Source organism: Pseudonocardia sp. Cha107L01, assembly GCF_052566575.1.
Genome location: NZ_CP199579.1, coordinates 3,919,266 through 3,944,640 on the forward strand (window position 1 = coordinate 3,919,266; position 25,375 = coordinate 3,944,640).

General features: G+C 71.6%; 25 protein-coding genes. 21 read left to right on the forward strand and 4 right to left on the reverse strand.

The genetic code is table 11. The features are described from left to right. Window positions 1-18: 18 nt before the first annotated feature. From ACTXG6_RS18435 to ACTXG6_RS18480, 10 genes are all read left to right on the forward strand, one after another. Window positions 19-1,368, forward strand: a complete 1,350-nt coding sequence (locus ACTXG6_RS18435; protein WP_445189049.1) for an MCE family protein — start codon at window positions 19-21, stop codon at window positions 1,366-1,368. Beyond that, window positions 1,365-2,387 (forward strand): MCE family protein, encoded by a 1,023-nt coding sequence (locus tag ACTXG6_RS18440; protein WP_445189050.1) that lies wholly within the window; start codon window positions 1,365-1,367, stop codon window positions 2,385-2,387. Before ACTXG6_RS18435 ends, ACTXG6_RS18440 begins: the two co-directional genes overlap by 4 nt. Next, the gene (locus ACTXG6_RS18445) at window positions 2,384-3,379 is read left to right on the forward strand and encodes an MCE family protein (protein ID WP_445189051.1); all 996 of its coding nucleotides are present in this window, start codon (window positions 2,384-2,386) and stop codon (window positions 3,377-3,379) included. The genes ACTXG6_RS18440 and ACTXG6_RS18445 overlap by 4 nt, the downstream gene beginning before the upstream one ends. Then, window positions 3,379-4,494: an MCE family protein gene (locus ACTXG6_RS18450; protein ID WP_445189052.1), complete on the forward strand. Its 1,116-nt coding sequence runs from the start codon at window positions 3,379-3,381 to the stop codon at window positions 4,492-4,494. Before ACTXG6_RS18445 ends, ACTXG6_RS18450 begins: the two co-directional genes overlap by 1 nt. Continuing rightward, the gene (locus ACTXG6_RS18455) at window positions 4,491-5,582 is read left to right on the forward strand and encodes an MCE family protein (protein WP_445189053.1); all 1,092 of its coding nucleotides are present in this window, start codon (window positions 4,491-4,493) and stop codon (window positions 5,580-5,582) included. Before ACTXG6_RS18450 ends, ACTXG6_RS18455 begins: the two co-directional genes overlap by 4 nt. Next, window positions 5,582-6,736: an MlaD family protein gene (locus ACTXG6_RS18460; protein ID WP_445189054.1), complete on the forward strand. Its 1,155-nt coding sequence runs from the start codon at window positions 5,582-5,584 to the stop codon at window positions 6,734-6,736. Before ACTXG6_RS18455 ends, ACTXG6_RS18460 begins: the two co-directional genes overlap by 1 nt. A 35-nt stretch (window positions 6,737-6,771) precedes the next feature. Further along, window positions 6,772-7,485: a hypothetical protein gene (locus tag ACTXG6_RS18465; protein ID WP_445189055.1), complete on the forward strand. Its 714-nt coding sequence runs from the start codon at window positions 6,772-6,774 to the stop codon at window positions 7,483-7,485. Further along, complete coding sequence (locus tag ACTXG6_RS18470; protein WP_445189056.1) at window positions 7,482-8,267, forward strand: class I SAM-dependent methyltransferase; 786 nt, start codon at window positions 7,482-7,484, stop codon at window positions 8,265-8,267. The genes ACTXG6_RS18465 and ACTXG6_RS18470 overlap by 4 nt, the downstream gene beginning before the upstream one ends. A gap of 219 nt (window positions 8,268-8,486) precedes the next feature. After that, complete coding sequence (locus ACTXG6_RS18475) at window positions 8,487-8,657, forward strand: hypothetical protein (RefSeq protein ID WP_445189057.1); 171 nt, start codon at window positions 8,487-8,489, stop codon at window positions 8,655-8,657. 95 nt (window positions 8,658-8,752) lie between these two features. Beyond that, on the forward strand, window positions 8,753-10,090 hold the full coding sequence (locus tag ACTXG6_RS18480) for an acyltransferase family protein (RefSeq protein WP_445189058.1): 1,338 nt from the start codon (window positions 8,753-8,755) through the stop codon (window positions 10,088-10,090). A 140-nt stretch (window positions 10,091-10,230) separates the two neighbouring features. Here the strand turns inward: ACTXG6_RS18480 and ACTXG6_RS18485 are convergent, their stop codons facing one another. After that, entirely contained in the window at window positions 10,231-11,754 is a 1,524-nt protein-coding gene (locus tag ACTXG6_RS18485; protein WP_445189059.1) for an ABC1 kinase family protein, read from the reverse strand. 17 nt (window positions 11,755-11,771) lie between these two features. Further along, the gene (locus ACTXG6_RS18490) at window positions 11,772-12,413 is read right to left on the reverse strand and encodes a TetR/AcrR family transcriptional regulator (protein WP_445189060.1); all 642 of its coding nucleotides are present in this window, start codon (window positions 12,411-12,413) and stop codon (window positions 11,772-11,774) included. Window positions 12,414-12,599: 186 nt separating this feature from the next. Between ACTXG6_RS18490 and ACTXG6_RS18495 the strand changes: the two genes are divergently transcribed. The 6 genes from ACTXG6_RS18495 (at window position 12,600) to ACTXG6_RS18520 (ending at window position 18,198) form a co-directional block, all read left to right on the forward strand. Then, complete coding sequence (locus tag ACTXG6_RS18495; RefSeq protein ID WP_445189061.1) at window positions 12,600-13,526, forward strand: AurF N-oxygenase family protein; 927 nt, start codon at window positions 12,600-12,602, stop codon at window positions 13,524-13,526. Between the two features lie 29 nt (window positions 13,527-13,555). Then, on the forward strand, window positions 13,556-15,139 hold the full coding sequence (locus tag ACTXG6_RS18500; protein WP_445189062.1) for a flavin-containing monooxygenase: 1,584 nt from the start codon (window positions 13,556-13,558) through the stop codon (window positions 15,137-15,139). Next, the gene (locus ACTXG6_RS18505; protein ID WP_445189063.1) at window positions 15,136-15,978 is read left to right on the forward strand and encodes an SDR family NAD(P)-dependent oxidoreductase; all 843 of its coding nucleotides are present in this window, start codon (window positions 15,136-15,138) and stop codon (window positions 15,976-15,978) included. The genes ACTXG6_RS18500 and ACTXG6_RS18505 overlap by 4 nt, the downstream gene beginning before the upstream one ends. Next, window positions 15,978-16,331, forward strand: coding sequence for a DUF4873 domain-containing protein (locus tag ACTXG6_RS18510; RefSeq protein WP_445189064.1), 354 nt, complete (start codon window positions 15,978-15,980; stop codon window positions 16,329-16,331). Before ACTXG6_RS18505 ends, ACTXG6_RS18510 begins: the two co-directional genes overlap by 1 nt. A gap of 66 nt (window positions 16,332-16,397) precedes the next feature. Next, on the forward strand, window positions 16,398-17,165 hold the full coding sequence (locus ACTXG6_RS18515; RefSeq protein WP_445189065.1) for an SDR family NAD(P)-dependent oxidoreductase: 768 nt from the start codon (window positions 16,398-16,400) through the stop codon (window positions 17,163-17,165). Window positions 17,166-17,280: 115 nt separating this feature from the next. Beyond that, a complete protein-coding gene (locus ACTXG6_RS18520; protein WP_445189066.1) occupies window positions 17,281-18,198 on the forward strand; it encodes an extracellular catalytic domain type 1 short-chain-length polyhydroxyalkanoate depolymerase in 918 nt (305 codons plus the stop codon). 6 nt (window positions 18,199-18,204) lie between these two features. On the opposite strand, the gene ACTXG6_RS18525 is transcribed toward ACTXG6_RS18520, so the two are convergent. Both ACTXG6_RS18525 and ACTXG6_RS18530 read right to left on the reverse strand, forming a co-directional pair. After that, the gene (locus ACTXG6_RS18525) at window positions 18,205-18,594 is read right to left on the reverse strand and encodes a glyoxalase superfamily protein (protein WP_445189067.1); all 390 of its coding nucleotides are present in this window, start codon (window positions 18,592-18,594) and stop codon (window positions 18,205-18,207) included. A gap of 50 nt (window positions 18,595-18,644) precedes the next feature. After that, complete coding sequence (locus ACTXG6_RS18530; protein ID WP_445189068.1) at window positions 18,645-19,016, reverse strand: DoxX family protein; 372 nt, start codon at window positions 19,014-19,016, stop codon at window positions 18,645-18,647. 282 nt (window positions 19,017-19,298) lie between these two features. On the opposite strand from ACTXG6_RS18530, the gene argS reads away from it, so the two are divergent. The 5 genes from argS (at window position 19,299) to solA (ending at window position 25,368) form a co-directional block, all read left to right on the forward strand. Beyond that, window positions 19,299-21,086, forward strand: a complete 1,788-nt coding sequence (gene argS, locus ACTXG6_RS18535) for an arginine--tRNA ligase (RefSeq protein ID WP_445189069.1) — start codon at window positions 19,299-19,301, stop codon at window positions 21,084-21,086. Continuing rightward, on the forward strand, window positions 21,083-21,853 hold the full coding sequence (locus tag ACTXG6_RS18540; RefSeq protein ID WP_445189070.1) for an RluA family pseudouridine synthase: 771 nt from the start codon (window positions 21,083-21,085) through the stop codon (window positions 21,851-21,853). Before argS ends, ACTXG6_RS18540 begins: the two co-directional genes overlap by 4 nt. Before the next feature lie 381 nt (window positions 21,854-22,234). Further along, entirely contained in the window at window positions 22,235-23,392 is a 1,158-nt protein-coding gene (locus ACTXG6_RS18545; RefSeq protein ID WP_445189071.1) for a PucR family transcriptional regulator, read from the forward strand. 227 nt (window positions 23,393-23,619) lie between these two features. After that, complete coding sequence (locus ACTXG6_RS18550; protein ID WP_445189072.1) at window positions 23,620-24,219, forward strand: FAD-dependent oxidoreductase; 600 nt, start codon at window positions 23,620-23,622, stop codon at window positions 24,217-24,219. Window positions 24,220-24,240: 21 nt separating this feature from the next. Further along, window positions 24,241-25,368: an N-methyl-L-tryptophan oxidase gene (gene solA / locus ACTXG6_RS18555; protein ID WP_445189073.1), complete on the forward strand. Its 1,128-nt coding sequence runs from the start codon at window positions 24,241-24,243 to the stop codon at window positions 25,366-25,368. Window positions 25,369-25,375: the final 7 nt, after the last annotated feature.

Below are 25,375 nucleotides of genomic sequence, written 5' to 3' on the forward strand. Positions count from 1 at the left end.
ACGGGCCGGGGAGTGCCGGTGGGCACCCTCGCCCGCCGCGGTGTGCTGGCGCTGCTGCTGGTGGTGGCCGTCATCGCGTTGTTGCTGATGCAGTACCGGGGGGTGTTCCGGTCCGTCTTCCCGGCGACCGCGCTGGTCAACGACATCGGTGACGGGGTTACCCCGGGCGCGGACGTGAAGCTGCGCGGTGCGCTGGTCGGCTCGGTCAGCGCCGTGGGGGTGCGACCCACCCCGGACGGGCAGACGAAGCACGAGATCGTCCTGCAGCTGCGTCCGGACATGGCCGCCGGCATCCCGGCCGGCGTGACCGCCCGGGTGGTGCCCACCAACGCCTTCGGCGCCCCGTCGGTGGAGCTGCTCGACCCGACCACCCCGACCGACAGCACGCTGGCCCGCAACGCGGTGATCCGCGGTGACGAGTCCCTGGGGACGTTGCAGCTGCAGACGGTGATGAGCCAGCTGAACAAGGTGCTGCGCGCGGTGCACCCGGCCCAGCTGAACGTCGCGCTGACCAATATCTCGCAGGGACTGCAGGGCCGGGGAGCCAAGATCGGCTCGATCATCTCCCGGCTGGACCCCTACCTGACCACGCTGAACGGGCACACCGATGACTTCACGGCGGACCTGTCGCTGCTGGGCACCGACCTGCAGTCCCTGGCGGACGCGGCACCCGCGCTGCTGGACACCGTGGACAACGCGGTGGTGACCACGAAGACCGTCGTGGACAAGGAACACAAGCTGGCCGACACGCTGAGCGGTGCCACCGACGCCACCGACGACCTGGACGGGTTCCTCTCCGACAACGACGACCGGATCATCCGGCTGGTGCGCGACGGCAGTGACATCGCCGGCACGCTCGCCCCGCAGCGTGACCTGATTCCGCGGTCGCTGATCAACCTCGGCAAGGGTGCCGTCACGTTCGGGATCGCCATCAACCCCAGGTCCAAGGGCGCACTGAACCTCCAGATCTCGCTGACCCCGTTCGCGCCGTACACGGCGGCCGACTGCCCGCGCTACCCGGGCCTGAACGGGCCGAACTGCGGGGACAAGGTGCCACCGCCCGGCGCGCTGCCCAAGGCGTTCCCCTTCTACCAGGGAATCCCGCCGCCCCCGCCGCTGCTGCCGAAGAGCTCCGGGAACGCCTACCCGCAGTCGGGTGGCCCGGAGTCGCTGCCCGGTATGTTCCCGAGCTTCAGCCCGTCCAGCTTCCACCAGCGGCCCGCGACCGGCGGCACCGTCGGGCCGGTCGGTTCGCCGACCGAGACCCGCACCATCGACGCGCTGCTGGGCAACCCGGACGGCGGCGCGGCGGGGGTGCTGCTGCTCGGCCCGATCGTGCGCGGCGCCACGGTGGTGGTGAAGGCGTGAGCGTCCGGGCCGAACTGATCAAGCTGATCGCCTTCGCGCTGGTCGCGCTGGCGGTGTTCTGGCTGCTGTGGTCGACCCTGCTGAACGTGACCAGCGGCGCCACCCGGGACTACGTCGCGGACTTCACCGACGTGTCCGGCCTGCACGAGGGTGACAACGTCCGGATCGCCGGGGTACGGGTCGGCCGGGTGGACGCCATGAAGCTGGTCGGCACCCACGCCGAGGTCACCATGGAGGTGCAGGCCGACCAACCGGTCTTCCAGAACACCCGGGCGGTCATCCGGTACCAGAACCTGATCGGCCAGCGCTTCATCTCGCTGGTCCCCGGCGACGGGGCGGCGCGGCCGCTGCCCGACGGCGGGCGCATCCCGATCGACCACACCGCACCGTCGTTCGACCTGTCCGCGCTACTCAACGGCTTCCAGCCGCTGTTCACGGTGCTGCAGCCGGCGGACGTGAACAAGCTGTCCGACTCCATCGTCGCGGTGCTGCAGGGCTCCGGGCCGGAGATCGTGCCGCTGCTGGACCAGACCACCCAGCTGACCAACTCCATCGCCGACCGGGACCAGGTGATCGGCGCGGTGATCACCAACCTGAACACGGTGCTGGACCAGCTGGCCGGCAAGGGCCCCGAGCTGGACACGCTGATCGCCCAGTCCCGGCGGCTGGTGGACGGCCTGAACTCGAAGACCGACGACATCTTCGGCTCGCTGGACAAGGTGCGCGAGTTCACCGGCAACGCCGACGACCTGCTCTCCGACATCCGCCCGGACGTGCACACCGACATCCGCAACGCCAGCCGCGCGGCCGAGACGTTCGTCGGGGCGAAGCAGGACCTGAACAACACGCTGAAGGCTTTCCCGCCGTTCCTCGGTGGGCTGGCCCGGATCACCCAGTACGGCTCCTGGGTCAACCTCTACGCCTGCAGCATCTCGATCGACATCCCGCCGGTCGTCTCGGTCAACCTTGACCTGCTGAAGCCCTTGCTCGGCGAAACCCACACCGAGGTGTGCCGATGAGCCCGCTGTTCCGGCCGCTGCGCGAGCGCAACCCGTTCTGGCTCGGGGTGGTCGCCGCCGCCGTGATCGTGCTGCTGGTGCTGGGCACCCTCAGCTTCGGTGCGCTGGGTATCGGCCAGGCCCGCTACGCCGCCGAGTTCGCCCAGTCCGGCGACCTGCGGGTGGGCGACCCGGTGCGGGTGGCCGGGATGGACATCGGCGAGGTCACCAAGGCCGGGCTCGAGGGTGACCACGTGCTGATCGCCTTCCGGATCCAGCGGGACATCAAGGTCGGTGCCGACTCCACGGCCAGCATCAAGCTGGCCACCCTGCTCGGCGGCCGCTACCTGGAGCTGACCCCGGCCGGTGGCGGCGAGCTGCCGCACGACCGGATCGTGCTGGCGCACACCTCGGTGCCCTACGACCTGCAGACGGTCATCCAGAAGGGCACCCCGCTGCTCGAGGACCTGGACTCGTCGAAGCTGCGGGCCGCGCTGGCGTCGGTGTCGAACAACCTGCGCGGGGACGGCCCGAAGGTCAGCGCAGCGCTGGACGGGTTGTCCCGGCTGTCCGCGGTGGTCGTCTCCCGCCGGGACCAGGTCGCCCAGCTGATCACCAACGCGGACGCGGTGACCACGCTGGTGAACCAGCGCAGCGACAAGCTGTTCGCGCTGATGGGGCAGTCGGACTCACTGCTGCGCGAGCTGCTGCACCGCCGTGACGTCATCCGCGGCACCCTCACCGACCTCCACTCACTCACCGACGAGCTGCGCAAGACCATCTCGGAGAACAAGTCGCAGGTCGGTTCGCTGCTGGACAACGCCCGGGAGCTGACCGAGGTGCTGCGCAAGCAGGACGACGCGGTGGACCGGGCGGTGGAGCTGATCGCCCCCGCCAGCCGCTACCTGAACAACGCCTTCGGCAACGGGCCCTACGCGGACATCTACCTGCCCTACTCCCTCGTCCCGGACAACCTGCTGTGCGCGGTCCACGCCGTCTCGGGGTGCAAGTGATGTCTCCGACGTTGCCGAAGGCACGGCCGCCGCGGCGTACCGGACAGCGGGTGCGCACCGCGCTGGCCGCGCTGCTGGGGCTGGCCCTGGTGTGCGGCACGGTGTCCGGCTGCGGGGTGTTCGGCAGCGCACCGATGCACATCAGCGCCCAGTTCCAGGACGCGGTGGGCCTGTTCGTCGGCAACGACGTGTCGGTGCTCGGGATCAAGGTCGGCAAGGTCACCGCCATCCACCCGGAGGGCACCCACGTGGTGGTCGACCTCGCCATCGACCCGGACGTCAAGGTCCCGGCCGACGCCGGCGCGGTGACCATGTCGCCCTCGGTGGTCACCGACCGGCGGGTGGAGCTGACCCCGGTCTACCGGTCGGGGCCGACCATGCGCGACGGCGACCTGATCCCGGCGGACCGCACGCACACCCCGGTGGAGGTCGACCGGTTGTACGCGGCGGCCGACAAGCTGACCGGCCAGCTGAACTCCGCGCAGGGCGGCAACCCCGCGCTGGCCGACGCGCTCACCGTGGCGGCCGACACCTTCCGGGGCAACGGCGACAAGGTGCACCAGGCGGTACACGGGCTGGCCGCCGCCGTCGGAGTCGGTGCCGACCAGCGCGACCAACTGGTCAACCTGATCAAGGACGTGGACCAGCTGACCCTGACCGCCGCGCACAACGACGACACGGTCCGCCACTTCTCCAAGAACCTCACCGACGCCACCTCGCTGCTGGACGAGCAGGGACCGCATCTGCGCAAGACGCTGGACAACCTCAACGAGCTGCTGAAGCAGACCAACGCGCTGATCTCGGACAACCGGGACAAGGGCGAGGACACCCTGCACAACGTGCGGGTCACCGCGCACACCCTGGCCGGGCGGAGCCGGGAGCTGGCCGAGGCGGCGGATGTGCTGCCCACCCTGTTCCAGAACCTCTACAACATCGTGGACTTCGGCCGGGGCGCCGCGCGGGCGCACGCCGGGCTGGATCAGATCCTGCTCGGCAGCCAACTGCTGCAGACGGTCTGCCAGCAGGCCGGGTCACCGCTGCTGTGCAGCTTCGGTGGCAAGGGCAAGGCGCCCGACAGCAGCCTCGCCAGCCTTCTGCTGGGCGGTGCCCGATGACCCGCCGGCGCGGACCGGTCGCGGTGCTGGCCGCCGTCCCGCTGCTCGGCGCGTTGCTGGCCGGCTGTGGTGGCGTGAGCGCCACCGACCTGCCGATCCCGGGCGGCGGTGTGGACGGGCCGAGCTACCGGCTGAACGCCGTGTTCGCCGACGCGCTGAACCTGCCCGGCGGTGCGCACGTGAAGCTGAACGGCGACGACATCGGCCGGGTGGAACAGATCATCGCCAAGGACTACACCGCGCGGGTCACCATGGCGGTGCGCACGGACGTGAGCCTGCCCCAGGGCAGCACCGCCGAGCTGCGCCAGGCCACCCCGCTCGGTGAGGTGTTCGTCGCCATCCACCCGCCGGCACACCCGCCGCCCGGCCGGCCGCTGCGCGACGGCGACACCATCGGGCTGCCGGACACCGAGGCGGGGGCCAGCGTCGAGGACCTGCTGGCCTCGCTGTCCACGCTGGTCAACGGGGGCGGTCTGGCCCAGATCCAGACCATCGTGCAGGAGCTCAACGCGGCCACCGACGGTCGCGCCCCCCAGATCGCGCACCTGCTCGGCCAGACCACCCAGACCATGACCACGCTGAACGCCCGGACCGCGGACATCGACCGGGTGCTGGCCGCCTCGCAGCGGCTCACCGACACCCTGGTGGCGCGCCGCGACACCATCGACAAGGCGTTCGCCGACTTCACCCCGGCGATCAAGGTGCTGGCCGATCAGACCGACCGGTTCACCAAGGCGCTGCACAAGGCCGGCAAGGTCAGCGACACCGGCGACCACATCATCGACGAGAGCGGGTCGGACATCCGGTCGCTCACCCGTGACCTGGGTCCGGTGCTGGACGGGTTCGCCAGGATCGGCCCGAACCTCAGCCCGTCGCTGCGCGACCTGGTGGCGCTCGGCAAGTCGATCGAGCAGGTCACCAAGGGGGAGTCGTTGGCCGGTAACGCCAGCCTGTCGCTGCTGCCGCTGCCGATCGCCATCCCGCAACCCGGGGACAACCTCCCAGGGCCGAACGACTTCGTCGACGGTGAGCAGTCCTTCGCCCAGCACCTGGAGCACCAGTTCAGCACACTTGGCGGGCTCCGATGATGAAGACGCGGTCGCTGGTGACGATGCTCGCGATGCTGGTCCTGCTGGCGGTCGGACTGAGCTACATCCTCATCGCGGTGGTCCAGATCGACCCGTTCAACCGCCCCATGCGGATCACCGTCAATGCGGCCCGCTCCGGGGGGCTGCTGGACCACTCCCAGGTCAGCTACCGGGGTTTCCCGGTCGGTCGGGTCAGCGCGATCGGGCTGCGCCCCGGTGGTGTCGAGATCACCGTGAACGTCGACGAGGGCACCCGGATCCCGGAGGACACCGACGTCGCGATCGCCGACCTCTCCGCGGCCGGCGAGCAGTACCTCGACTTCCGGCCGCGCAGCGACCACGGGCCGTACCTGGCCGACGGCGCGGTGATCGACCAGCGCGACACCCGGACCCCGGTCCCGTTCTCCCAGGTGATCTCCAACGTGAGCACGCTGGCCCTGCAGGTCGAACCGGCCAAGGTGACGGTGGTGATCGACGAGCTGTCCCGCGCGTTCAACGGCACGGCACCGGACATCCAGCGGGTGCTGGACGGCGGGGACTTCCTGCTCGCCGGCCTGGAATCGGTACTGCCGCAGACCGTCAACTCGCTGCACAACGGCCGGATCGTGCTGGGCACGGTGTCCGACCTGCGGGGTGACCTGGTCCAGTTCAGCCACGACGGCCGCGACCTGACCGCCACCCTCAAGGACGCCGACCCGAAGATCCGCGACCTGCTGAACGACGCCCCGGATACGCTCAAGCTGCTGGACGACGTGGTGGAGAAGGGCGGGCCGTCGGTCGGCGCGCTGCTCGGCGACCTCGGCACCACCGGCCACGTGGTGGCCATGCGGCTGCCGGCGATCTCGCAGTTCCTGCCCGGGCTGGTCAAATTCGGCCCGCTCGTCGCCGCGATCGTGAAGGACGGCAAGATTCAGGTCCTCGGCGACGTCTACCCCCGGACGTCGTGCGACTACGGCACCCCCCGCCGGCCACCGACGATCGGTGGCAGCCCGGAGCCGCGGATCTACCGGTACTGCAACCAGACCGGCCCCCGGTTGCAGCAGCGCGGCTCGGCGAACGTGCCGAGACCGGACGGCGACCACACCGCCGGGCCCCCGCCCGGTGCGAACCCCGAGCAGCGGGCCCGAGGGCCCGAGGACTCCGGGGACAACTGACCAGCACGACTGACGAGCACCACCTGGAGGTCCCGGTGAAGGAAGCGGACACGGCGACGGTCGAGCCGACCACGGCTACCCAGGACTCGGACCAGCCCTCGGCCGCCGAGCCGGCCCCGGCTGAGAAGGCAGCTCCGACCGGCGACGCGGCCCCGGCCAAGAAGCCGGCCCCGGCTGAGGGGGCTGCGGCTGAGGGGGCCGCGGCTGAGGGGGCCGCGGCGGCACCGGCGGGCGGCGTGACGGAACCGGCCAAGGCGGGCCGGTTTCCCCTGCGGCTGCCGTTGCCGGCGGCGATCGGGGTCGCTGTGGTGCTGGTGCTCGCGGTGGCGGCCGCCGTCACCTTCGGGCTGCTGCTGCAGCGCCGGGTGGCCACCGACCGGGCCGGTGCCGAGGCACTGGCCACCGCCAAGGCCTACGCGGTGACCGTGACCAGCTACGACTACCAGAACCTTGACCGCAACTTCGCCGACGTGCTGGACGGCGCGACCGGTGAGTTCAAGGACCAGTACACCGGCGCGAGCCAGACTCTGCGCCAGCTGATCGCCAACGCGAAGGCCACCGCGAAGGGCAACGTCCTGGGCGCCGGGATCAGCTCGGAGAGCCCGGAGCAGGTCGAGGTGGTGGTCTTCGTGGACCAGACGATCACCAACGCGGCCACTGCGCAGCCCCGGGTCGACCGCAACCGGGTGATCATGACGCTCACCCCGCACGACGGACGCTGGTTGGTGGGCAAGCTGGAGCTCACGTGACCGATGCCGTGCGCGCGCGCGGCCTTGCGAGTCTGCGCGCGCTGCTCGACCCGGCGCGCCTGGACCGGGAGCCGGACGACTCGGCGGGTTACCTGGACCTGCTCGGAGGCTCGCCGGGTGACGGTGCCGGTCAGCCCCGCACCCCTGCTCAGCGCGCCATGCAGAGCAGCCTGGTCGCGGCCGTCTACCAGCGCGGCTGGCGCAACGGGCTGAACCTGGCGATGGGCCTGAGCGGGCCGAGCGCGGACGAGGAGCGCCGGGGCGCGGTGCGTGCCCTTGAGCTCGACGGTGAGCAGCGGGTGCTCGACGTGGCCTGCGGGCCGGGCAACTTCACTCATGTGTTCGCCGGGGCGCTGCGGGGTGACGGGTTGGCGGTCGGGCTGGATGCGTCCGCGCCGATGCTGGCCAGGGCGGTGGCCGAACACGTGGTGCCGAGGGTGGCGTACCTGCGCGCGGATGGCCGCCGGATGCCGTTCCCGGACGCGAGCTTCGACGCGGTGTGCTGCTACGCGGCGCTGTACCTGGTGCCGGAGCCGTTCACCGTGCTGGTGGAGATGTTGCGGGTGCTGGCGCCGGGCGGCCGGATCGCGCTGATGACCAGCTACCGCGGTTCCTGGGAGCCTCAGCGGGCGGCCCGTACGGTGCTCGGCTGGGCCAGCGGCATGCGGATGTTCGACCGGGACGAGCTGACCGGGGTGCTGCGGGCCAGTGGTCTGGTGGACATCCACCAGCAGCTCAGCGGGGTGGTCCAGTTCGTCAACGGCCGCCGTCCGCTGTCCTGATCGACCTGCCGACCTCGGAGAGGTACCCGGTCGGCGCGCGGCGGCCCGGTCGTTTTCCTGGGCCGTGCGCCCGGTTAGCCCGCCGCGCGCCCGGTTGATCGCACCGGGCTGGCCCGGGGGGAGCGAGGTCCGGCGGACAGGTGCCCGAGCCGGCCCCACTAGACTCCGTCGGCGTAGTGCCCCGACCAGCCCGCCACGACCAGCCCGCAAGGGGGAGCCATGGCAGACCAGGAAACCGCCGAACCGGACGGCTTAGTTGCCGAGTCCGAGTTGGCCGAGCACGTCGGCAAACACCAGTCGCCGGACGGCGCGCCGCTGAACCCGCTGATCGACCTGTCCCGCGACCCCACCCCGGGCAAGCCGGACCACGCCCGCCCCGACGACGACTGAGACCGCCGGCGGCACCTCTGGCGGCGGCCCCGTCCGCCGGCGGTTACGTAGTCCCACGGATGTGTCGGGTACCCCTCGCCGCGAGGCTGATGGGCATGGCGAACAACTCACCTTCCGCACTCAGCGCCGCTGACCTCGCGGCGGCCACCCCGCCCGACCGCGACCGCTATGCCGACCTGCTCCGGCTGTTCTCGATCGGCATGGTTGCCGTCGGGCACTGGGTGGTCGCGCTGCTCACGCTCTACGGGGCCGGCTCGGTCAGCACATCGATGCCGGTCATGCTGACCACCTGGGTGTGGCAGGTGATGGCGCTGTTCTTCTTCGTGGGCGGCTTCGCGCACGCCAGGGCGCTGCTGCACCGGCCGCTGATCGGCGAGTTCGTCCGGGCCCGGATGTCGCGGCTGCTGCCGCCGGCGGTGGCGATGCTGACCGTCTGGGCGGTGCTCGCGGCCACCCTGGACGTCTCCGGGCTGGCCGCCGGGGAGCTCGCCGCCGGCCTGCACCGGATCACCGTGCCGCTGTGGTTCCTCGGTGTGTACCTGCTCATCGTGCTGGCCGCGCCGACGATGATGCGACTGCACCTGCGCTTCGGACTGTGGCCGGTGGTCGGCACGCTCGCGGTGGCCGCGGCGGCGGTCGACCTGGTCGCGCTGGGCGCCGGTGTGGCGCTCGTCGGGTACGCCAACATGCTGTTCGTCTGGTTGGCGGTGCACCAGATGGGCTACGGCTACGCGGACGGCACGCTGCTGCGTGGTGGTCGGCGGCTCGCGGCGGCGCTGGCAGTCGGCGGCCTCGGCGCCACGGTGGCGCTCGTCTTCGGTACCTCGGTCTACCCGGTGTTGATGGTCGGCCTGCCCGGCAACGAGACGGCGAACTCCTCGCCGGCCACCCTTGCGTTGTTCACCCAGAGCCTGTTTCTGGTCGGCGTCGCACTGCTGTTGCGCCCGGCCGGCACCGCGCTGGTCGGGCGACCCCGGGTGTGGTTCGTGGTGGCCAGCGGCAACACGGTGATCATGACCATCTTCTGCTGGCACCTCACCGCGTGCTACCTGGTGCAGGGTGCGCTGCTGCTCGCCGGCGTGCACCTGCCGGCCGCCGACACCCCGATGTGGCTGCTCGTTCTGCCCGGCTGGCTGACCGCGTGCGCGCTGATCTGCGCCGGGCTGGTCGTCGTCTGCCGCCGTTTCGAGCGCCCCCGCCCGCCGGCCGCGGTGCGCACCGGTGCCGCGGTGACCGGTGTGGTCGCCGCCGCGCTGGGCCTGTTCGCCGTGTCGGAGACCGGGCTGGACGGGCTGGTCTCCTGGCGGGCGGGGACGGCGGCCGGTGCCGCGCCGCTACCCGCCTCGGTGGCGCTCGCGCTGGTCGCGCTCGGCGTGCTGCTGCTGCGCGGCCGCCGCCGGTCCGTCCGGTTGGCCGCGGAACACCCGCGCTGACCCCCCGGCCCGCGCACGCGCAGACGGGCAGGGTTGTTACCGAGCTGCACACCAGGCATGTTCTGGCCGCCCGCGGCCTGCCTGGTGTGCAGCTCGGTAACGTCAGGCGGCCGCTGACCCCGGCGCGCGGGGCGCTGGGGTCAGTCCGGGAGTTCGAGGCCGAGCGCGGCGGCACGGGCGGTGGCCTCGGCCGGGAAGATGTTGCGCAGCACGAACGGATCGGTGCCGAGCACCCAGTCGGGGGCGAGCGCCGCGGAGTACCGCTCGAAGTAGAGCAGCTGCTTGGTGAACAGGGTCAGCTCCGGGGGAGCGGAACCGGAGTGCTGGCGCGCGGTGGCCACCAGCATCTCGGTGATCCCGCGGGAGTTCAGCCGGGCGATCGGGGCGTCCAGCAGCGGGCCGAACACCGCGCCCAGCGCCCAACCGAGCTGGGCGTCGGTACCGCCCGAGGAGTCCAGCACCCCGCACCGGCGCAGCCCGCGGGCCACCCGCTCGAAGTCGCGGTCGAACATCATCGTGTAGAGCATCTCCCGCAGCAATTCCCGCCAGCTCGGCGCGAGCTCGCCCATGATGCCGAAGTCCAGGTAGGCCAGCCGCCCGTCGTCGGTGATCCACAGGTTGCCGGCGTGCGCGTCACCGTGGAACGGCCCGTGCAGGATGGCCGCCTCCAGCCACGCCTTCACCCCCCGGCGCAGCGGCAGCTCACCGTCCAGACCGAGGGCCGCGAGCTCCTCCGGGTTGTCCAGCGGGCAGCCGTAGAGCCGCCGCATGCAGATCACTCCTGGTCCGCACCACGGCCAGTAGACCTCCGGCACGGTGACGCCGGTGTTGTCGCCGAAGGCGCCGACCGAGGCGGCGAACCGCTCCTGGTTGCTCGCCTCCAGTGCGAAGTTCAGCTCCTTGCAGGTGACCTCGTGCAGCTGCTCGACGATGCCGACCAGACTGACCAGCCGGACCAGCTCGACGCGGCCGTCCAACAGCTGGGCCAGCCGGTACATGATGCGCAGGTCGGTGACCATCCGCCGGTGGATGCCGGGGCGGCGCACCTTGAGCACCGCCGCGCGGCCGTCCGGCAGCACGCAGGCGTGCACCTGGGCGATGGACGCGGCCGACAGCGGCACGTCGTCGAACTCGGCGAACAGCTCCGAAACCGGCCGGCCCAGCGCGGTGGCCACCAGTTGGCGTGCCTCGGCGGCCGGGAACGGGGGCATGTCGTCCAGGCAGCGCAGCGCCGACGTGCTCAGTGCCTCGGGCCACATCCCGGGCGAGGACGCGATCAGCTGCCCGAGCTTGACGAACGTGGGCCCCAGCCGGCCGAACGCGGTCACGGCGCCGTCCGCCAGCGCCTCCGGCCAGGTCTGCGCCTCCGGCCAGGTCTGAGCCTCCGGCCAGGTCTGAGCCTCCGGCCAGGTCTGCGCCCCCGACCACGTCTGAGCCTCCGGGGTCCGGCCGGGGGAGTGCGGCAGCCGGTCGCCGCGCCAACGCCGTGCCAGGTCCAGCAGCCAGCGCAGTCCGGCGGTGAGCAGGCAACTGGCCAGCACCACGCAGACCACCACGATCCGGGCCAGCTCGGCCGGGCCGAAGCGGGCCAGCGGTGGCCGGGTCACGTCGAGTGCCCCGGCCGGTGGGCCGGCCGCGTACGGGCCGGCGAACCCGGCCGTCACCGGGAGCCCGACCCCGCTCAGCGCAGCCGGCGGCGCCGGGACGGGGGCGCCGGGCTGGTCGGGGTGAGCGCCGGGATCAGCAGCTCGCCGAGGAAGTCCGTGAGGTCGCCGGGCGGTTCGATGAGGATCAGTGAGGCGGTGATCCGCACCAGCCACTGGGCCAGCGCCACCGGATCGCGCCTGGCCAGGTTGCCGGTGCCGATGGCGAGGCTGACCAGCGGCACGAACGCCGTGGTGGCCCGCTCCATCAGGTCCGGCACGTCGCGGGCCACGAACGAACCGATCAGGTCCCGCTCGTCGGCCAGCATCTTGGCCAGCACCGGGTGCGCCCGCGCCTCCCGCACCAGGGTGGCGAGCAGGTCGACCACCGATCGAGGGCCGATCGGGAAGCTGATCCGGCCGGGCAGTGAGCTGAGCAGCCGGTGCGAGTCCCTGGCGGCCAGCAGCATCGCCTGCTGCTCGATGTTGCCGACCTGGCGGTACACCGTGGTGCGGTTGACCCCCAGCTCCTGGGCCACGTCCTGCACCGAGGTACGCCGTACGCCGTAGCGGGCGAAACACCGCGAGGTGGCGTCCAGGAACGGGTCGAGCGATGCCGGCGGCAGCGGCGGGAACCCCTGGATGGACTCGGGGAGAGGTAGTACGGAGGGGGAGTCCACCGGTGGCTCCTCCCGGTCGGTCGTCGCAATTTCTCTCATGACAACCCTAGTCGAGTAACAGAGACAATCGAGTAGCAGTGCGGCGCTTGCGCCTCGATGCAACTATAGAGCAGTATTGTTGCACTGTGGCCATTTCGGCGGTACGCCAATCGAGCGGACCGGGTGAGGTCAGGAGGCGAGTTACTGATGACAGAGACGTCACAGGAACCGGTGCGACAGGTGTCCAAGCGGGAGAAGACGGCGGAACGGCTGCTCAGGTCCTCGGCCGCCCGCTCCTACGATCCCCAGGTCGACGTCGACTGGTCGGCGCCGATCGATCCGGACAAGCGCTTCCTCCCCGAGCACCGGGTGTCCCTGTTCGGCACCGAGCTCTGGGAGCGGATGACCCCCGAGCAGCGCTACGAGCTGGGCAAACACGAGATCATCAGCATCACCAGCTTCGGCATCTACGCCGAGGTCGCGCTGATGCACCTGTTGCTCAAGGTGGCCACCCAGGGTGACCCGACGTCCCGGCACGCGCAGTACGCGCTCACCGAGGTGGCCGACGAGTGCCGGCACTCCACCATGTTCGGCAGGGGCATCGAGAAGTCCGGTGTCGGCCCGTACCTGGCGCCGCGGTGGTTCCGCGGCCTGCTCAACCTCAGCCTGCTGCTGCCGATCGGTCCGGCCACCTACGGTGGCACCCTGCTGGTCGAGGAGGTCACCGACCGGCTGCAGCGCGAGTCGATGGCCGACGAGGACATCCAGCCGACCATCCGGATGATCAACAAGATCCACGTGCTCGAAGAGGCCCGGCACATCTCGTTCGCCCGCGCCGAGGTGAACCGGAGGGTGCCCAAGATGGGCCGCATCGAGCTGGCCGTCAACCGGGTGGCACTGGCCCTGGCGGCACCCTCCCTGGTCCGGCTGATGCTGCATCCCGACGTGTACCAGGGCGTCGGGGTGGACCCGAAGCAGGCCAGGAGGGCCGCCATGGCGAACCCGAACTACCAGCAGAGCATTCGCTGGATGGGGGAACGGATCGTCGCCTTCCTCACTGAGGCGGGCATGATCTCCGGAGTCGTGACGAAGGCACTCTGGCGCCGCTCGTTCCTGCTCGGCCCGGACCGCTGAGCGCGACGCCGGAAACGGGGAGGACCACGATGAACGCACCCACCGCCGAGGCCGCCGAGGGGGCGGCCCAGAGCCCCCCGGTCGACACCGAGGTGGCCATCATCGGGACCGGCTTCTCCGGTCTCGGCATGGGTATAGCGCTGGTCAAGGAGGGCCGGCACGACTTCGTCATCCTGGAGAAGGCGCACGACGTCGGCGGCACCTGGCGGGACAACAGCTACCCCGGCTGTGCCTGTGACATCCAGTCGCACATGTACTCGTTCTCCTTCGAACAGAACCCGGGCTGGTCGCGGATGTTCTCGCCGCAGCCGGAGATCTTCGACTACCTGCGCGGGGTCGCCGACAAGTACCAGCTGCGCCGGCACATCCGCTTCGGCGTCGAGGTGACCGGCGCCCGCTGGGATCCCGAGGCGGCCCGCTGGACGCTGCGCGCGAGGTCGGCCACCGGCGAAGCGGTGGAGTACCGGGCCCGGTTCCTGGTGGCCGGGGTCGGCGCGCTGCACATCCCGAACGTGCCCGAGCTGCCCGGCATCGAGAGCTTCGAGGGCACGGCGTTCCACTCCGCGCGGTGGGACCACGAGTACGACCTGGCCGGCAAGAAGGTGGCCGTGGTCGGCACCGGCGCCAGCGCGATCCAGTTCGTGCCGGAGATCGCCGGGCAGGTCGAGTCGCTCACCCTGTTCCAGCGCAGCGCGCCGTGGGTGCTGCCCAAGGCCGACCGGCCGGTACCGGAGCGGGTCCGCACGCTGTTCCGGCTGTTCCCGCCGGCGCGCCAGCTCTACCGCGCCGGGGTGTACTGGCTCAACGAGTCCCTCGCGGTGGGTTTCAACGGCCACCCCGGGCTGCTCCGGATCGCCGAGCGCCTCGGCCGCCGCTCGGTGGCGCGCCAGGTCAGTGACCCGGTGCTGCGCAAGAAGCTGATGCCGAGCTACACGCTGGGCTGCAAGCGGGTGCTGATGTCCAACACCTACTACCGGGCGCTGGCCGGCCCCAACGCCGACGTGGTGACCAGTGGCATCACCGAGGTGCGGGCGCACAGCGTGGTGGACGGCGACGGCGTCGAGCACGAGGTCGACGCGATCATCTACGGCACCGGCTTCCACGTCACCGACTCGTTCGACTACCTCGACATCAAGGGCCGCGACGGCCGCGACCTCGCCGCGCAGTGGCGTAGCGAGGGCATCCAGACCCACCTCGGCATCACCGTGAACGGGTTCCCGAACCTGTTCTTCCTGCTCGGCCCGAACACCGGGCTGGGGCACAACTCGGTGGTGTTCATGATCGAGGCGCAGGTCCGCTACGCGCTGTCCGCGATGAAGCTGGCCGGGCGGCACCGGGCGGCGGCCATCGAGGTCCGCGAGTCCGTGCAGGCGAGCTTCAACGACGAGATCCAGCGGCGGCTGGCCAAGGGTGTGTGGAGCACCGGCGGCTGCACCAACTGGTACCTCGACGCCAAGGGCGTGAACCGCACGCTGTGGCCCGGGCAGACCTGGCGCTACTGGTTGGCCACCCGCAACATCGAACCCAGCGACTTCGAGCTGGTCAGTGCCAGCGGCCCGACCGGCGGCCAGTCCGCGCCGGCCGCCCTGGCGAGCAAGGGAGAACTGGCATGAAGAACTTCACCGACCGCGTTGCGGTGATCACCGGGGCAGGCTCCGGGATCGGCCGGGCGCTGGCCCTCGACCTGGCAGGGCGAGGTGCCCGGTTGGCGCTGTCCGACGTCGACGAGGTTGCGGTCGCCGATACCGCCGCGCGCTGCGAGAAGCTCGGCGTGCAGGCCCGGGGTTACCAGCTGGACGTGTCCGACCGGGCCGCGATGACCGCGCACGCCGATCAGGTGGTTGCCGAGTTCGGCCGGGTCAACCTGGTGGTGAACAACGCCGGCGTCGCGTTGATGGCCACCGTCGAGGAGATGAGCTACGAGGACTTCGACTGGATCGTCGGGATCAACTTCTGGGGCGTGGTGCACGGCACCAAGGCGTTCCTGCCGCACCTGATCGCCTCCGGCGACGGGCACCTGGTCAACATCTCCAGCGTGTTCGGGTTCGTCGGGGTGCCGACGCAGAGCGCCTACAACGCCACCAAGTTCGCGGTGCGCGGCTTCACCGAGGCGCTGCGCCAGGAGATGCTGCTGGAGAAGCGTCGGGTCGGGGTCAGCTGTGTGCACCCCGGTGGGATCCGCACGAACATCGCCAGGGACGCCCGTGCCCCGGAGAACAGCACCTCGCAGCAGCGGGCCAACGACTTCTCCCGGATCGCGCGGACCACCCCGGAGCAGGCCGCGAAGACCATCCTGCGCGGGGTGGAGCGCAAGCGGGCCCGCATCCTGATCGGCCCGGACGCCTACGTGTTCGACGCGGCGCCCCGGCTGCTCGGCTCCGGCTACCAGCGGCTGAGCACGGTGGCGATGACGGTCGCGCGGCGCTTCGGCGTCTCGATCGGAGGTATCTGATGGCGGAGACGCCCACCGTGCACGAGCCCGGCCAGGGCGAGGAGGAGCACGGCGACGTGGGCTACGCCGGCCCCGCCACCGTGCTGGTCGGGGAAGCCGAGGTGGCGGTGCAGGTGGACCTGCGCGGCAACTTCCAGCCGATCGACGGCTTCTTCCACTGGTACGGCCGCGTGGCGGCGAACCCGGAGCTCGACGAGCTGATCAAGGGCAACCGGGCCGACGTCGTGCTGCGCACCCCGCACAGTGAGCGGCCCGGCGAGCTCTCCGACCCCGACCTGTGGGGGCGGTTCCGGATCAGCGGGGAGAGCACCCCGCCGTTCGATCTCGACCTCGACGTGGCCGAGGAGTCCTGAGGCCGAGGCGCGGCGACTGAGCACCCCGGGTGCCCGAGGACGATCTACAGCTGGGAAGCTCGCGCGATGACCGACGGCGCGCCCGCATCCGATCCTGGTGCCGTCCTGCTGCTCGGCGGCCGCAGCGAGATCGGGCTGGCGGTGCTGCATCGGCTGGTGGCCGGGGGCACCAGGACGGTGGTGCTGGCGGCGCGGCGCGCGGATCAGCTGGACGAGCAGGAGCGGGCGCTGCGCACCGAGGGAGCCACCTCGGTGCACCGGGTCGAGTTCGACGCCGACGACCTGGCCGGGCAGCGCGCGGTGCTGGACCGGGCAGTCGGCCTCGCCGGCCCGCTGGACGTCGTCGTGGTGGCCTTCGGGGTGCTGGGCGACCAGGCCAGGGCGGAGCGGGACGCGGCGCACGCGGCGGCCGTGGTGCACACCGACTACACCGCGCACGTCGGCGTGCTCACCGAGCTGGCCACCCTGTTGCGCGCCCAGGGCCGGGGCACCATCGTGGTGTTCTCCTCGGTCGCCGGGGTGCGGGTGCGGCGGGCCAACTACGTGTACGGCTCGGCGAAGGCCGGCCTGGACGGGTTCGCCAGCGGGCTCTCCGATGCGCTGGCCGGCAGCGGGGTGCGGTTGCTTCTGGTGCGCCCGGGTTTCGTGATCGGGCGGATGACCGAGGGCATGTCCCCGGCGCCGTTCTCCAGCACCCCGGACCAGGTCGCCGACGCCACCGTGCGGGCGCTGGGGGCCGGCCGGGGAGAGGTGTGGGTGCCGGCGGTGCTGAGAGTGATCTTTGCCGGGTTGCGGCTGCTGCCCAGGGCCATCTGGCGGCGAATGCCCCGGTGAGCGCGGTCCACCGCGGTGCGCGGCCGTGCAGTGGTCGGACGTCCGACATTTTCTCCGGCGGCTTTCTGGTGAATTGTGTGCTTCGCGGTGACCTTCGCCTGGTATCAAGGTGACCATGCGTATGGCGGCGGTCCGGTGGGCCACCCTGATGGCCGTCCTGGCCGTGGTGGTTGCCGGCTGCGCAAGTGCACCGGCGGCGGCCGCCCCCGCCCCGTCGGCACCGACGAACCGGACGGTCACGCTGGCCTCGTCGGTCGGCCCCCGCAACGCCATCGTGCACCGGCCGAGCCGGCTGCCCGCCAACTCGCCGCTGGTCGTGGTCATCCACGGTGCGTACGGCAGCGCCGAGCAGATGCGTTCCTCGCTCGGTTGGGACGCCCTCGCCGACAAGGACGGCTTCGAGGTGGCGTACCCGAACGGCTTCGGCAAGTTCTGGAACGCCGGGTACTGCTGCGGCATCGCGCACACCCGCAACGTCGATGACGTGGGTTTCCTGCACGGGCTGGTCGGACAACTGGTGACCCAGGACGGGGTCGACCCGCGCCGGGTGTACGCGGTGGGCATGTCCAACGGCGCGATGATGACCTACGCCTGGGCCTGCGCCCGCCCGGAGGACCTGGCCGGGATCGGCCCGGTGGCCGGTGCGCTGGTGGCCCCGTGCCAGCCCGCTCCGGCGATCACCGTGGTGGCCGTGCACGGCACCGCCGACCGCAATGTGCCGATCAACGGCGGGGTCGGCCCGAGAAGCGTGTCGCACTACCCCTATCCATCGCTGGCCGTGTCGCTGGCGCCGTTCGTGGCCGCCGACGGCTGCGCCCCGATGCCGAAGCAGGTCGACCGCCCGCCGGTACGGGTGAGCACCTGGACCTGCTCGGGGGAGCGCAACGTGACCCTCGCCGTGGTGGCCGGGCTGGGGCACGACTGGCCCGGCTCGCGGCCGCCGTCCGCCATCAAGCGGGTCGTGCGCCAGACGCCGCCGTTGGATGCCACCACGTTCCTGTGGTCGCACCTGCGCACGTCGGCGCTCAGCTGAGGGGTATCAGTCGCCGCGGCCGCGGATCGGGTGGTCCGCCGGCACCTCGATGACCGCGATCCGCACGCCGTCCGGGTCGGCCACCCACATCTCCTCCAGCCCCCACGGCTCGCGGCGGGGCTCCCGGACCACCTTCACGCCCCGGTCGAGCAGCTCGCGATGGGTGGCGGCCAGGTCGCGCACCTGCAGCCACAGCGCGATCGAGGAGCCGGGCGGCTCCTCGGCCCGCCCGGACAGCTCGAGCAGGCCGCCGCCCCCCAGGAAGAACACCGTGCCCCGCTCCGGCCCGGTGCCGAACTCGCGGTAGACCGCCAGCCCCAGCTCGTCGCGGTAGAACGCGCGGCTGCGCTCCGGGTCGGTGGGGTGCAGCAGCAACCGGCTGGTCAGTACGTCCATGCCGTACAGGGTGCAGCTGAAGTGCCCCGGCGGGAAAGCCGGGGCGCACCTCAGAGCGAGTACGCGCCGAACCGGGCCCAGGCCACGATCAGCGCGAGCACGATCAGCACGACGTTGCCCGCGACGAACGGGTACTCCTTGCGGCGGCCGTGCGTGATGGCCGCGCCGATCATCAGCAGTATCAGGCCGACCGCCGCCAGCGGGACGAACACGGTGGCGATCCCGGTCAGCGCCGGCAGGATCAGCCCGATCGCGGCGAGCACCTCGAGCGCCCCGATTGCCTTCACGCCGTTGTCCGGGTAGTCGTCCACCCAGCCCATCTGGGCTTGCAGGTCAGCCTTCGGGCGGATCAGCTTGATGAGCCCGGCCGCGACGAAAACCACGGCCAGCAGGATCTGCAGTATCCACACCAGGGTGGCCATCGGGGTACCTCCACGTCGAGTGGTTGATGGTGCAAGAGGTTAGTGACGCGATCATGGAAAATCGTCACCTGACCGGGAGGTACCCGCGGGGAGGCTCGCCGGGCGGGGCGGGCGCGGACCCCCGGCCGGGGTTTCCGCCGGCGCCCGGTGCCGGCACCGTGGACGCCGCCGGTCGCGGCGCGGACTACCATCGAAACCGTTGAGGCACCTACGGGTCAACGCCAGGTCCGGGCGGCCCGATCATGGAGGAAATGCGTGACTGAAGTGTCACAAGTGTCACCAGTGTCACCAGTATCGCCGGACGTGCGTTCGCTGGAGGACGTGACCAGGGACGCGGTGGCGCGCGCGATGGGGGCGGTGCTGCCGCCCGAGCTGGCCGACGCCGACCCGGTGGTGCGCCGCTCCGACCGTGCCGACTTCCAGGCCAACGCGGCGCTGTCGCTGGCCAAGAAGATCGGTGCCAAGCCCCGTGAGCTGGCCGAGTCGATCGCCACCGCGCTGCGCGAGCAGACCGGCGGGCAGTTGGGCGTGGAGCTGGCCGGGCCCGGCTTCCTGAACCTCACCGTCACCGACGAGGCCGTCTGGTCCCAGGTGGCCGCACGGCTGGCCGACGACCGGCTGGGCGTGGGCACTCCGCAGCTGGGCCGGCGCACGGTGGTCGAGTACTCCTCGCCGAACATCGCCAAGGAGATGCACGTCGGCCACCTGCGCACCACGATCATCGGTGACGCGCTGGCCAGGCTGCTGGAGAACCAGGGTGCCGAGGTGATCCGGCAGAACCACCTCGGCGACTGGGGCACCCAGTTCGGCATGCTGATCCAGTACCTGGACGACCACCCGGACGCCAAGTGGCGGGCCGAGGACCTCGACGACGGCGACCTGGGCACCGTCTCGGCACTGGACGGCCTGTACAAGCTGGCCCGGGCGCAGTTCGACACCGACGCCGAGTTCGCCGACCGGGCCCGGCGCCGGGTGGTCACCCTGCAGGCCGGCGACGAGGCGACGCTGGCGGTCTGGCGCGAGCTGGTGGCCGAGTCGGAGAAGGCGTTCCAGGTGATCTACGACTACCTGGGCGTCTCGCTGACCACGGAGCACTCCGCCGGCGAGTCGAGCTACAACCAGTACCTGGACGGGGTGGCCGCCGAGCTGGAGCAGGCCGGCGTCGCGGTGATCTCCGACGGCGCGCTGTGCGTGTTCTTCGACGGGATCACCGGCGCGGACGGCTCGCCGGTGCCGCTGATCGTGCGCAAGAGCGACGGTGGTTACGGCTATGCCGCCACCGACCTGGCCACCATCCGCTACCGGATCCGCGACCTGAAGATCAACCGGCTGCTCTACGTGGTCGGCTCGCCGCAGGCCCTGCATTTCCGGATGGTCTTCGAGACGGCGCGCCGGATGGGCTGGCTGACCGACGAGGTCGAGGCGGTGCACGTCGGCTTCGGCAACGTGCTCGGTCCGGGCGGCAAGCCGTTCAAGACCAGGGCCGGTGGCACCGTGCGGCTGATCGAGCTGCTGGACTCGGCGGTGCAGCGGGCCAGGGCGGAGATCGAGACCAAGCCGCACACGCTGAGCCCCGAGGAGCTGGAGACGGTCGCCCACCAGGCCGGCATCGGCGCGGTGAAGTACGCCGACCTGTCCACCTCGCGCACCAAGGACTACACGTTCGACCTGGACCGGATGGTGTCGTTCAACGGCAACACCGGGGTGTACCTGCAGTACGCGAACACCCGGATCAGGTCGATCCTGCGCAAGCTGCCGGACGGCGGCGAGGAGCGGTCGAAGGTGTCGGCCGACGGGCCGCTGGCGCCCAGCGAGCGTGCGCTGGCACTGCTCAACGACCAGTTCGCGCCGACGCTGACCGAGGTCGCCGAGACGCTGGAGCCGCACCGGCTGTGTGGCTACCTGTTCTCGCTGGCCAAGGCGTTCACCGAGTTCTACGAGGCGTGCCCGGTGCTCACCGCCGAGACCGACGAGCTGCGGGCGAACCGGGTGGCGCTGTGTCAGCTGACCGGGGCCACCCTCACCGAGGGGCTCCGACTGCTCGGCATCCCCTCGCCCGAACGGATGTGACCATCCAGCTTGCCGACTGGTCGGTGCTGCGCTCGGTGCGCACACTGGCCGAGACCGACGAGTACCTGGTGCTGGACAAGCCACCGGGGGTCTCGGTCACCGGCGAGCGGCACGAGACCGACCTGGTCCGGATCGCCAGGGCGGCCGGCGAGCACCTCATCCCGGTGCACCGCATCGACAAGGTCACCTCGGGTGCCGTGCTGCTGGCCAAGACGCAGGCCGCGCACGGCCCGCTGACCCGCCAGTTCACCGTGCGGACGGTGCGCAAGTCGTACCTGGCGATCACCCGCTCGGTCGGGTTGCCGGCGCAAGGCACTGTGGAGCTGCCGCTGAGCGTCGGCCGGAAGAACCGGGTGCGGGTTGGCGCGCCCCGCGAGGACATCGTGTTCGACCCGGAGGCCGGCCGCTGGTCGGTGCCGGAGGCGTCGGTCCGCCCGCGCAGTTTCCCGTCGCTGACCACGTTCGACCGGGCCTGGCAGGGCGAGCGGCACACCGTGCTAGCGCTGTACCCGACCACCGGGCGCCGGCACCAGATCCGGGTGCACCTGGCCTGGATCGGGCACCCCATCGCCGGTGACCCCCTGTTCCCGGCGGAGGAGGAGGGCGCGGACGGTGCGGTGCGCACCTGCCTGCACGCCTGGCGGCTCTCCTTCGACGACTCGCGGGGGGAGCGGGTGACGGTCCAGGCCGCCCCGGAGGAGGACTTCTGGGCGCCGGTAACCACCGAGCTGGCCGCGCCGGACCGCGCCGGCATCCTGCCGCACTGACGGCCGGGTGGTCTGCGTCGAGGTCGACGTGAGGCTGGTTCTCGGCGAAAATTTCCGGACTGACGTTGGTCTCGGTGACGATGGACGCACCAGCGTCGACGCTGCGCCGCCCGGTCGGTGACGCGGCGTTACCCCCAGCGTGACGGCGCAGCGCCTAAGTCCGATTACCACGCGACCGGCCGTGCCACTTCCACCCCCCAGGAAGACCTAGTGTCCTGAGTCCGAAATCTCTCCGCCGTTTCCGGCGCCCAGGCGGCGTCCGGCCGCGTTGGCGGAGCGCCTGGATATGCCCGATATCCAGGCGCTCCGCGCCTTGCCAGCCACCACCTGGATCACCGGATCCGACGAAGGACATCGGACTCAGGACACTAGAGTGAGCCGATGGCGACGCGGCCCAAGTCGGTGCACCCCTGGCACCAGCTGCTCGATGCGTTGCTGACGCAGCAGGCGGAGCTGTCCGCCGAGATCGCCCACCGGATGCAGCGACAGCTGTCGGTGTATCAGGAGCTCGCCGCCGAGACCTTCGAGCGCTACGTGGCGATGGCCGTGGAGTGCACCATCCGGCTGGCCAGGGCCGACCCGCCGCGGTTGAGCGAGCGGCAGACGCTGGTACTGGAGCAGGTCGGCGAGGCCCAGGCCCGGCTGGCCGTGCCGGTGGACCAGATGTTGCTGGCCTGGCGCATCGGCGCCGACGTGCTGGTGGAGCGGGGCAGCGCGGAGGCCGCCCGGATCGACCTCGGCGACCGCCAACTGCTCGCCTTCGTGCGGGGCGCGCTGGCCGCCTCGGACGTGGGCATGATCACCACGGCGCGGGCGCACCGGCGGGCCGAGCTGGAACAGGACCGGGAGGCTCAGGACCGGCGCGCCTCGTTCGTCCGGGCGGTGCTGTTCGGCGGCGGCGAACCGGCCGAGCTGCGGGCCAGGGCGAAGAGCTACGGGTTGGACCCGGCCCGGCGGTACCTGGCTGTGCGGGCGCGGCCGGCGCCGGACGCGCCCTGGCGCACCGTGGAGCAGGCGGTGGGTCTGGCCACCTCGGCGCGGGAGAACCGGGGGATGAGCGTGCTGGTCGACGGCGATCTCGCCGGGTTCCAGCTGGACCCGCCGGGTGACGCGGCGCCGGGCCGCGCGGGCGTCGGCCCTTCGGTGCCGCTGGACCGGCTCGCCGAGTCGTTCCGGCTGGCCACCCGTGCGCTGGACACGTTGCAGGCGTTCGAGATGGCCGGAACCCGTGATCTCGCCGACCTGGGCCTGCGGCCGGCGGTGGCCGGCGACCCGGACGTCGGCGCGGCGCTGCGCCGGCGCTACCTGGAGCCACTGGCCGAATCCGGCTCGGCCGCCGAGATCACCGCCACCCTGCGGGCGTACCTGGCAGCCGGGTCCCACGTGGAGACCGCCGCCGAACGGTTGCACATCCACTCCAACACACTGCGCTACCGGCTGTCGCGGTTCGAGGAGCTGGCCGGGGTGAGCCTGCGGGACCCGTTGGTGCCGTTCGAGCTGTGGTGGGCACTGGAGCGCGCGTTCATCGATCCGGCGTGAGGCGTTCGCAGCACCGGCTCAGACCCGGCGAGGCGATGATCCTGGACGCCAGGCGGGGTTCGTCCGCCCCGAGCTGGCGACGGCCATGGCAGCCCTGCGGTGCGAGGCGGCCGGCGGTCGGATCGTCCGCCGCGAGCCGGTACTCGGCATCGAGCCGGACGCCGACGGAGTGACCGTGCGGACCCGGGAGCGGAGCTGGCGGGTCGGCCAGGCGATCGTCACCGCGGGTGCGTGGAGCCGGCGGCTGCTGCCGTCGGCTGCTGCCGTCGGCGGCGCCGGAGCTGGACGTACAGCGGTTGGTGATGACCTGGTTCCCGGCCCGGGACCTGAGCCGGTTCTCGGTGGCGGAGTTCCCGATCTTCATCCGGCAGACCGGCGGCTACGACATCTCCGGCTGGCCCAGCCTGGACGGGGCGAGCGTGAAGGTCGCGGTCAACTACGGCTACGACGAGGTGGCCGACCCGGACCGGCTCGACCGCGGCGTCGAGGACCGGCTGCTGGCGACGATCCGCTCGGCGGTCGCCGACCTGCTGCCCGACCTGCTCCCGGACCCGGTGCGGGTCGGCGCGTACATGGACGGTTACACCAGCGACCACCACGCGGTGGTCGGCCGTGCGCCGGGACTGCCGAACACGCTGCTCGCCTGCGGGTTCTCCGGCCAGGGTTTCAAGATGTCGCCGGCGATCGGACTGGCGCTCGCCGAGCTCGCCCTCGACGGTACGACCAGACTCGCGATCGACCACCTCGACCCGGCCCGGCCGCTCGGCGCCGGGACCGTACGCAGGACGGTGGCCAGCGACCTCATGTCGCTGGCCCCACTCAACTGACCCTTCGGGAGGACACACTTCATGGACGCGCGGGTCGCCGTGATCGGCGTCGGCAGCATCGGCTCGATGGCGCTGTGGCAGCTGGCTCGCCAGGGCATCGACGCCATCGGTTTCGAGCGGTACGCGCCGGGACACGACCAGGCAGCGGCCGGCGGGGAGTCCCGGATCTTCCGCACGGCCTACCTGGAGGGGCCGCAGTACGTGCCGCTGCTGGTGCGTGCCAGGGAGCTGTGGCGGGAGTTGGAGCAGGAGTCCGGCCAGTCGTTGCTGAACCTCAACGGCGGGCTGATGATCGGCCCCGAGGACTCGGACTCGATGCGCAACGTGCTGGTGTCCGCGGACCGCTTCGACCTGCCGCACGAGGTGCTGGACACCGCCGAGATGGGCAGGCGCTACCCGCAGCACCGGATGCTGCCCGGCGAGATCGGGTTCTTCGACGAGTGGGCCGGGGTGCTGCGGCCGGAGTTCGCCGTGCTCACCGCGGCCCGGCGCGCGCAGGCGCTCGGTGCGCGGGTGGTGTCCGGCGCCAGGGTCACCGCCGTCGAGCCGTTCGACTACGGCGTGCGGGTGCACGTCGGGGACCGCGTCTACACGGTCGAACAGGCCGTGGTCACCGCCGGGCCGTGGACCGCCCATTTCGCGCCGGAGCTCGCGCGGCACGTGACGCCGAGGAAGCTGGTGATGACCTGGTACCCGGCGTTGGACGTCGACGCCTACCGGCCGGAGCGCTTCCCGATCTTCATCCGGGAGTCCGGCGAGGTGCACATCTTCGGCATCCCGACCCTGGACGGCGGTTCGGTGAAGGTCGCGCCGCACGCCCCCTACGGTGACCTGTCCGACGCCGACGACCTGGACCGCAACGTGGCCGAGGGTGACCTGGACGCGATCAACCGGGTGGTGGCGGAGCTGATGCCCGGCCTGGTGCCGACGCCGGTGCGGGTGTCGGCCTACCTGGAGGCGTACACCACCGACGGGCACGCGCTGGTCGGCCAGCTGCCGGGCGCGGAGAACGTGTGGCTGCTCGGGGCGTTCTCCGGGCACGGGTTCAAGATGGCGTCGGCCTTCGGGCAGGTCGCGGCCGACCTGGTGGCGAACGGCAAGACCAGCCTGCCGATCGAGCATCTGGACCCGGCGCGGTTCGCCCGCTGACCGAGCC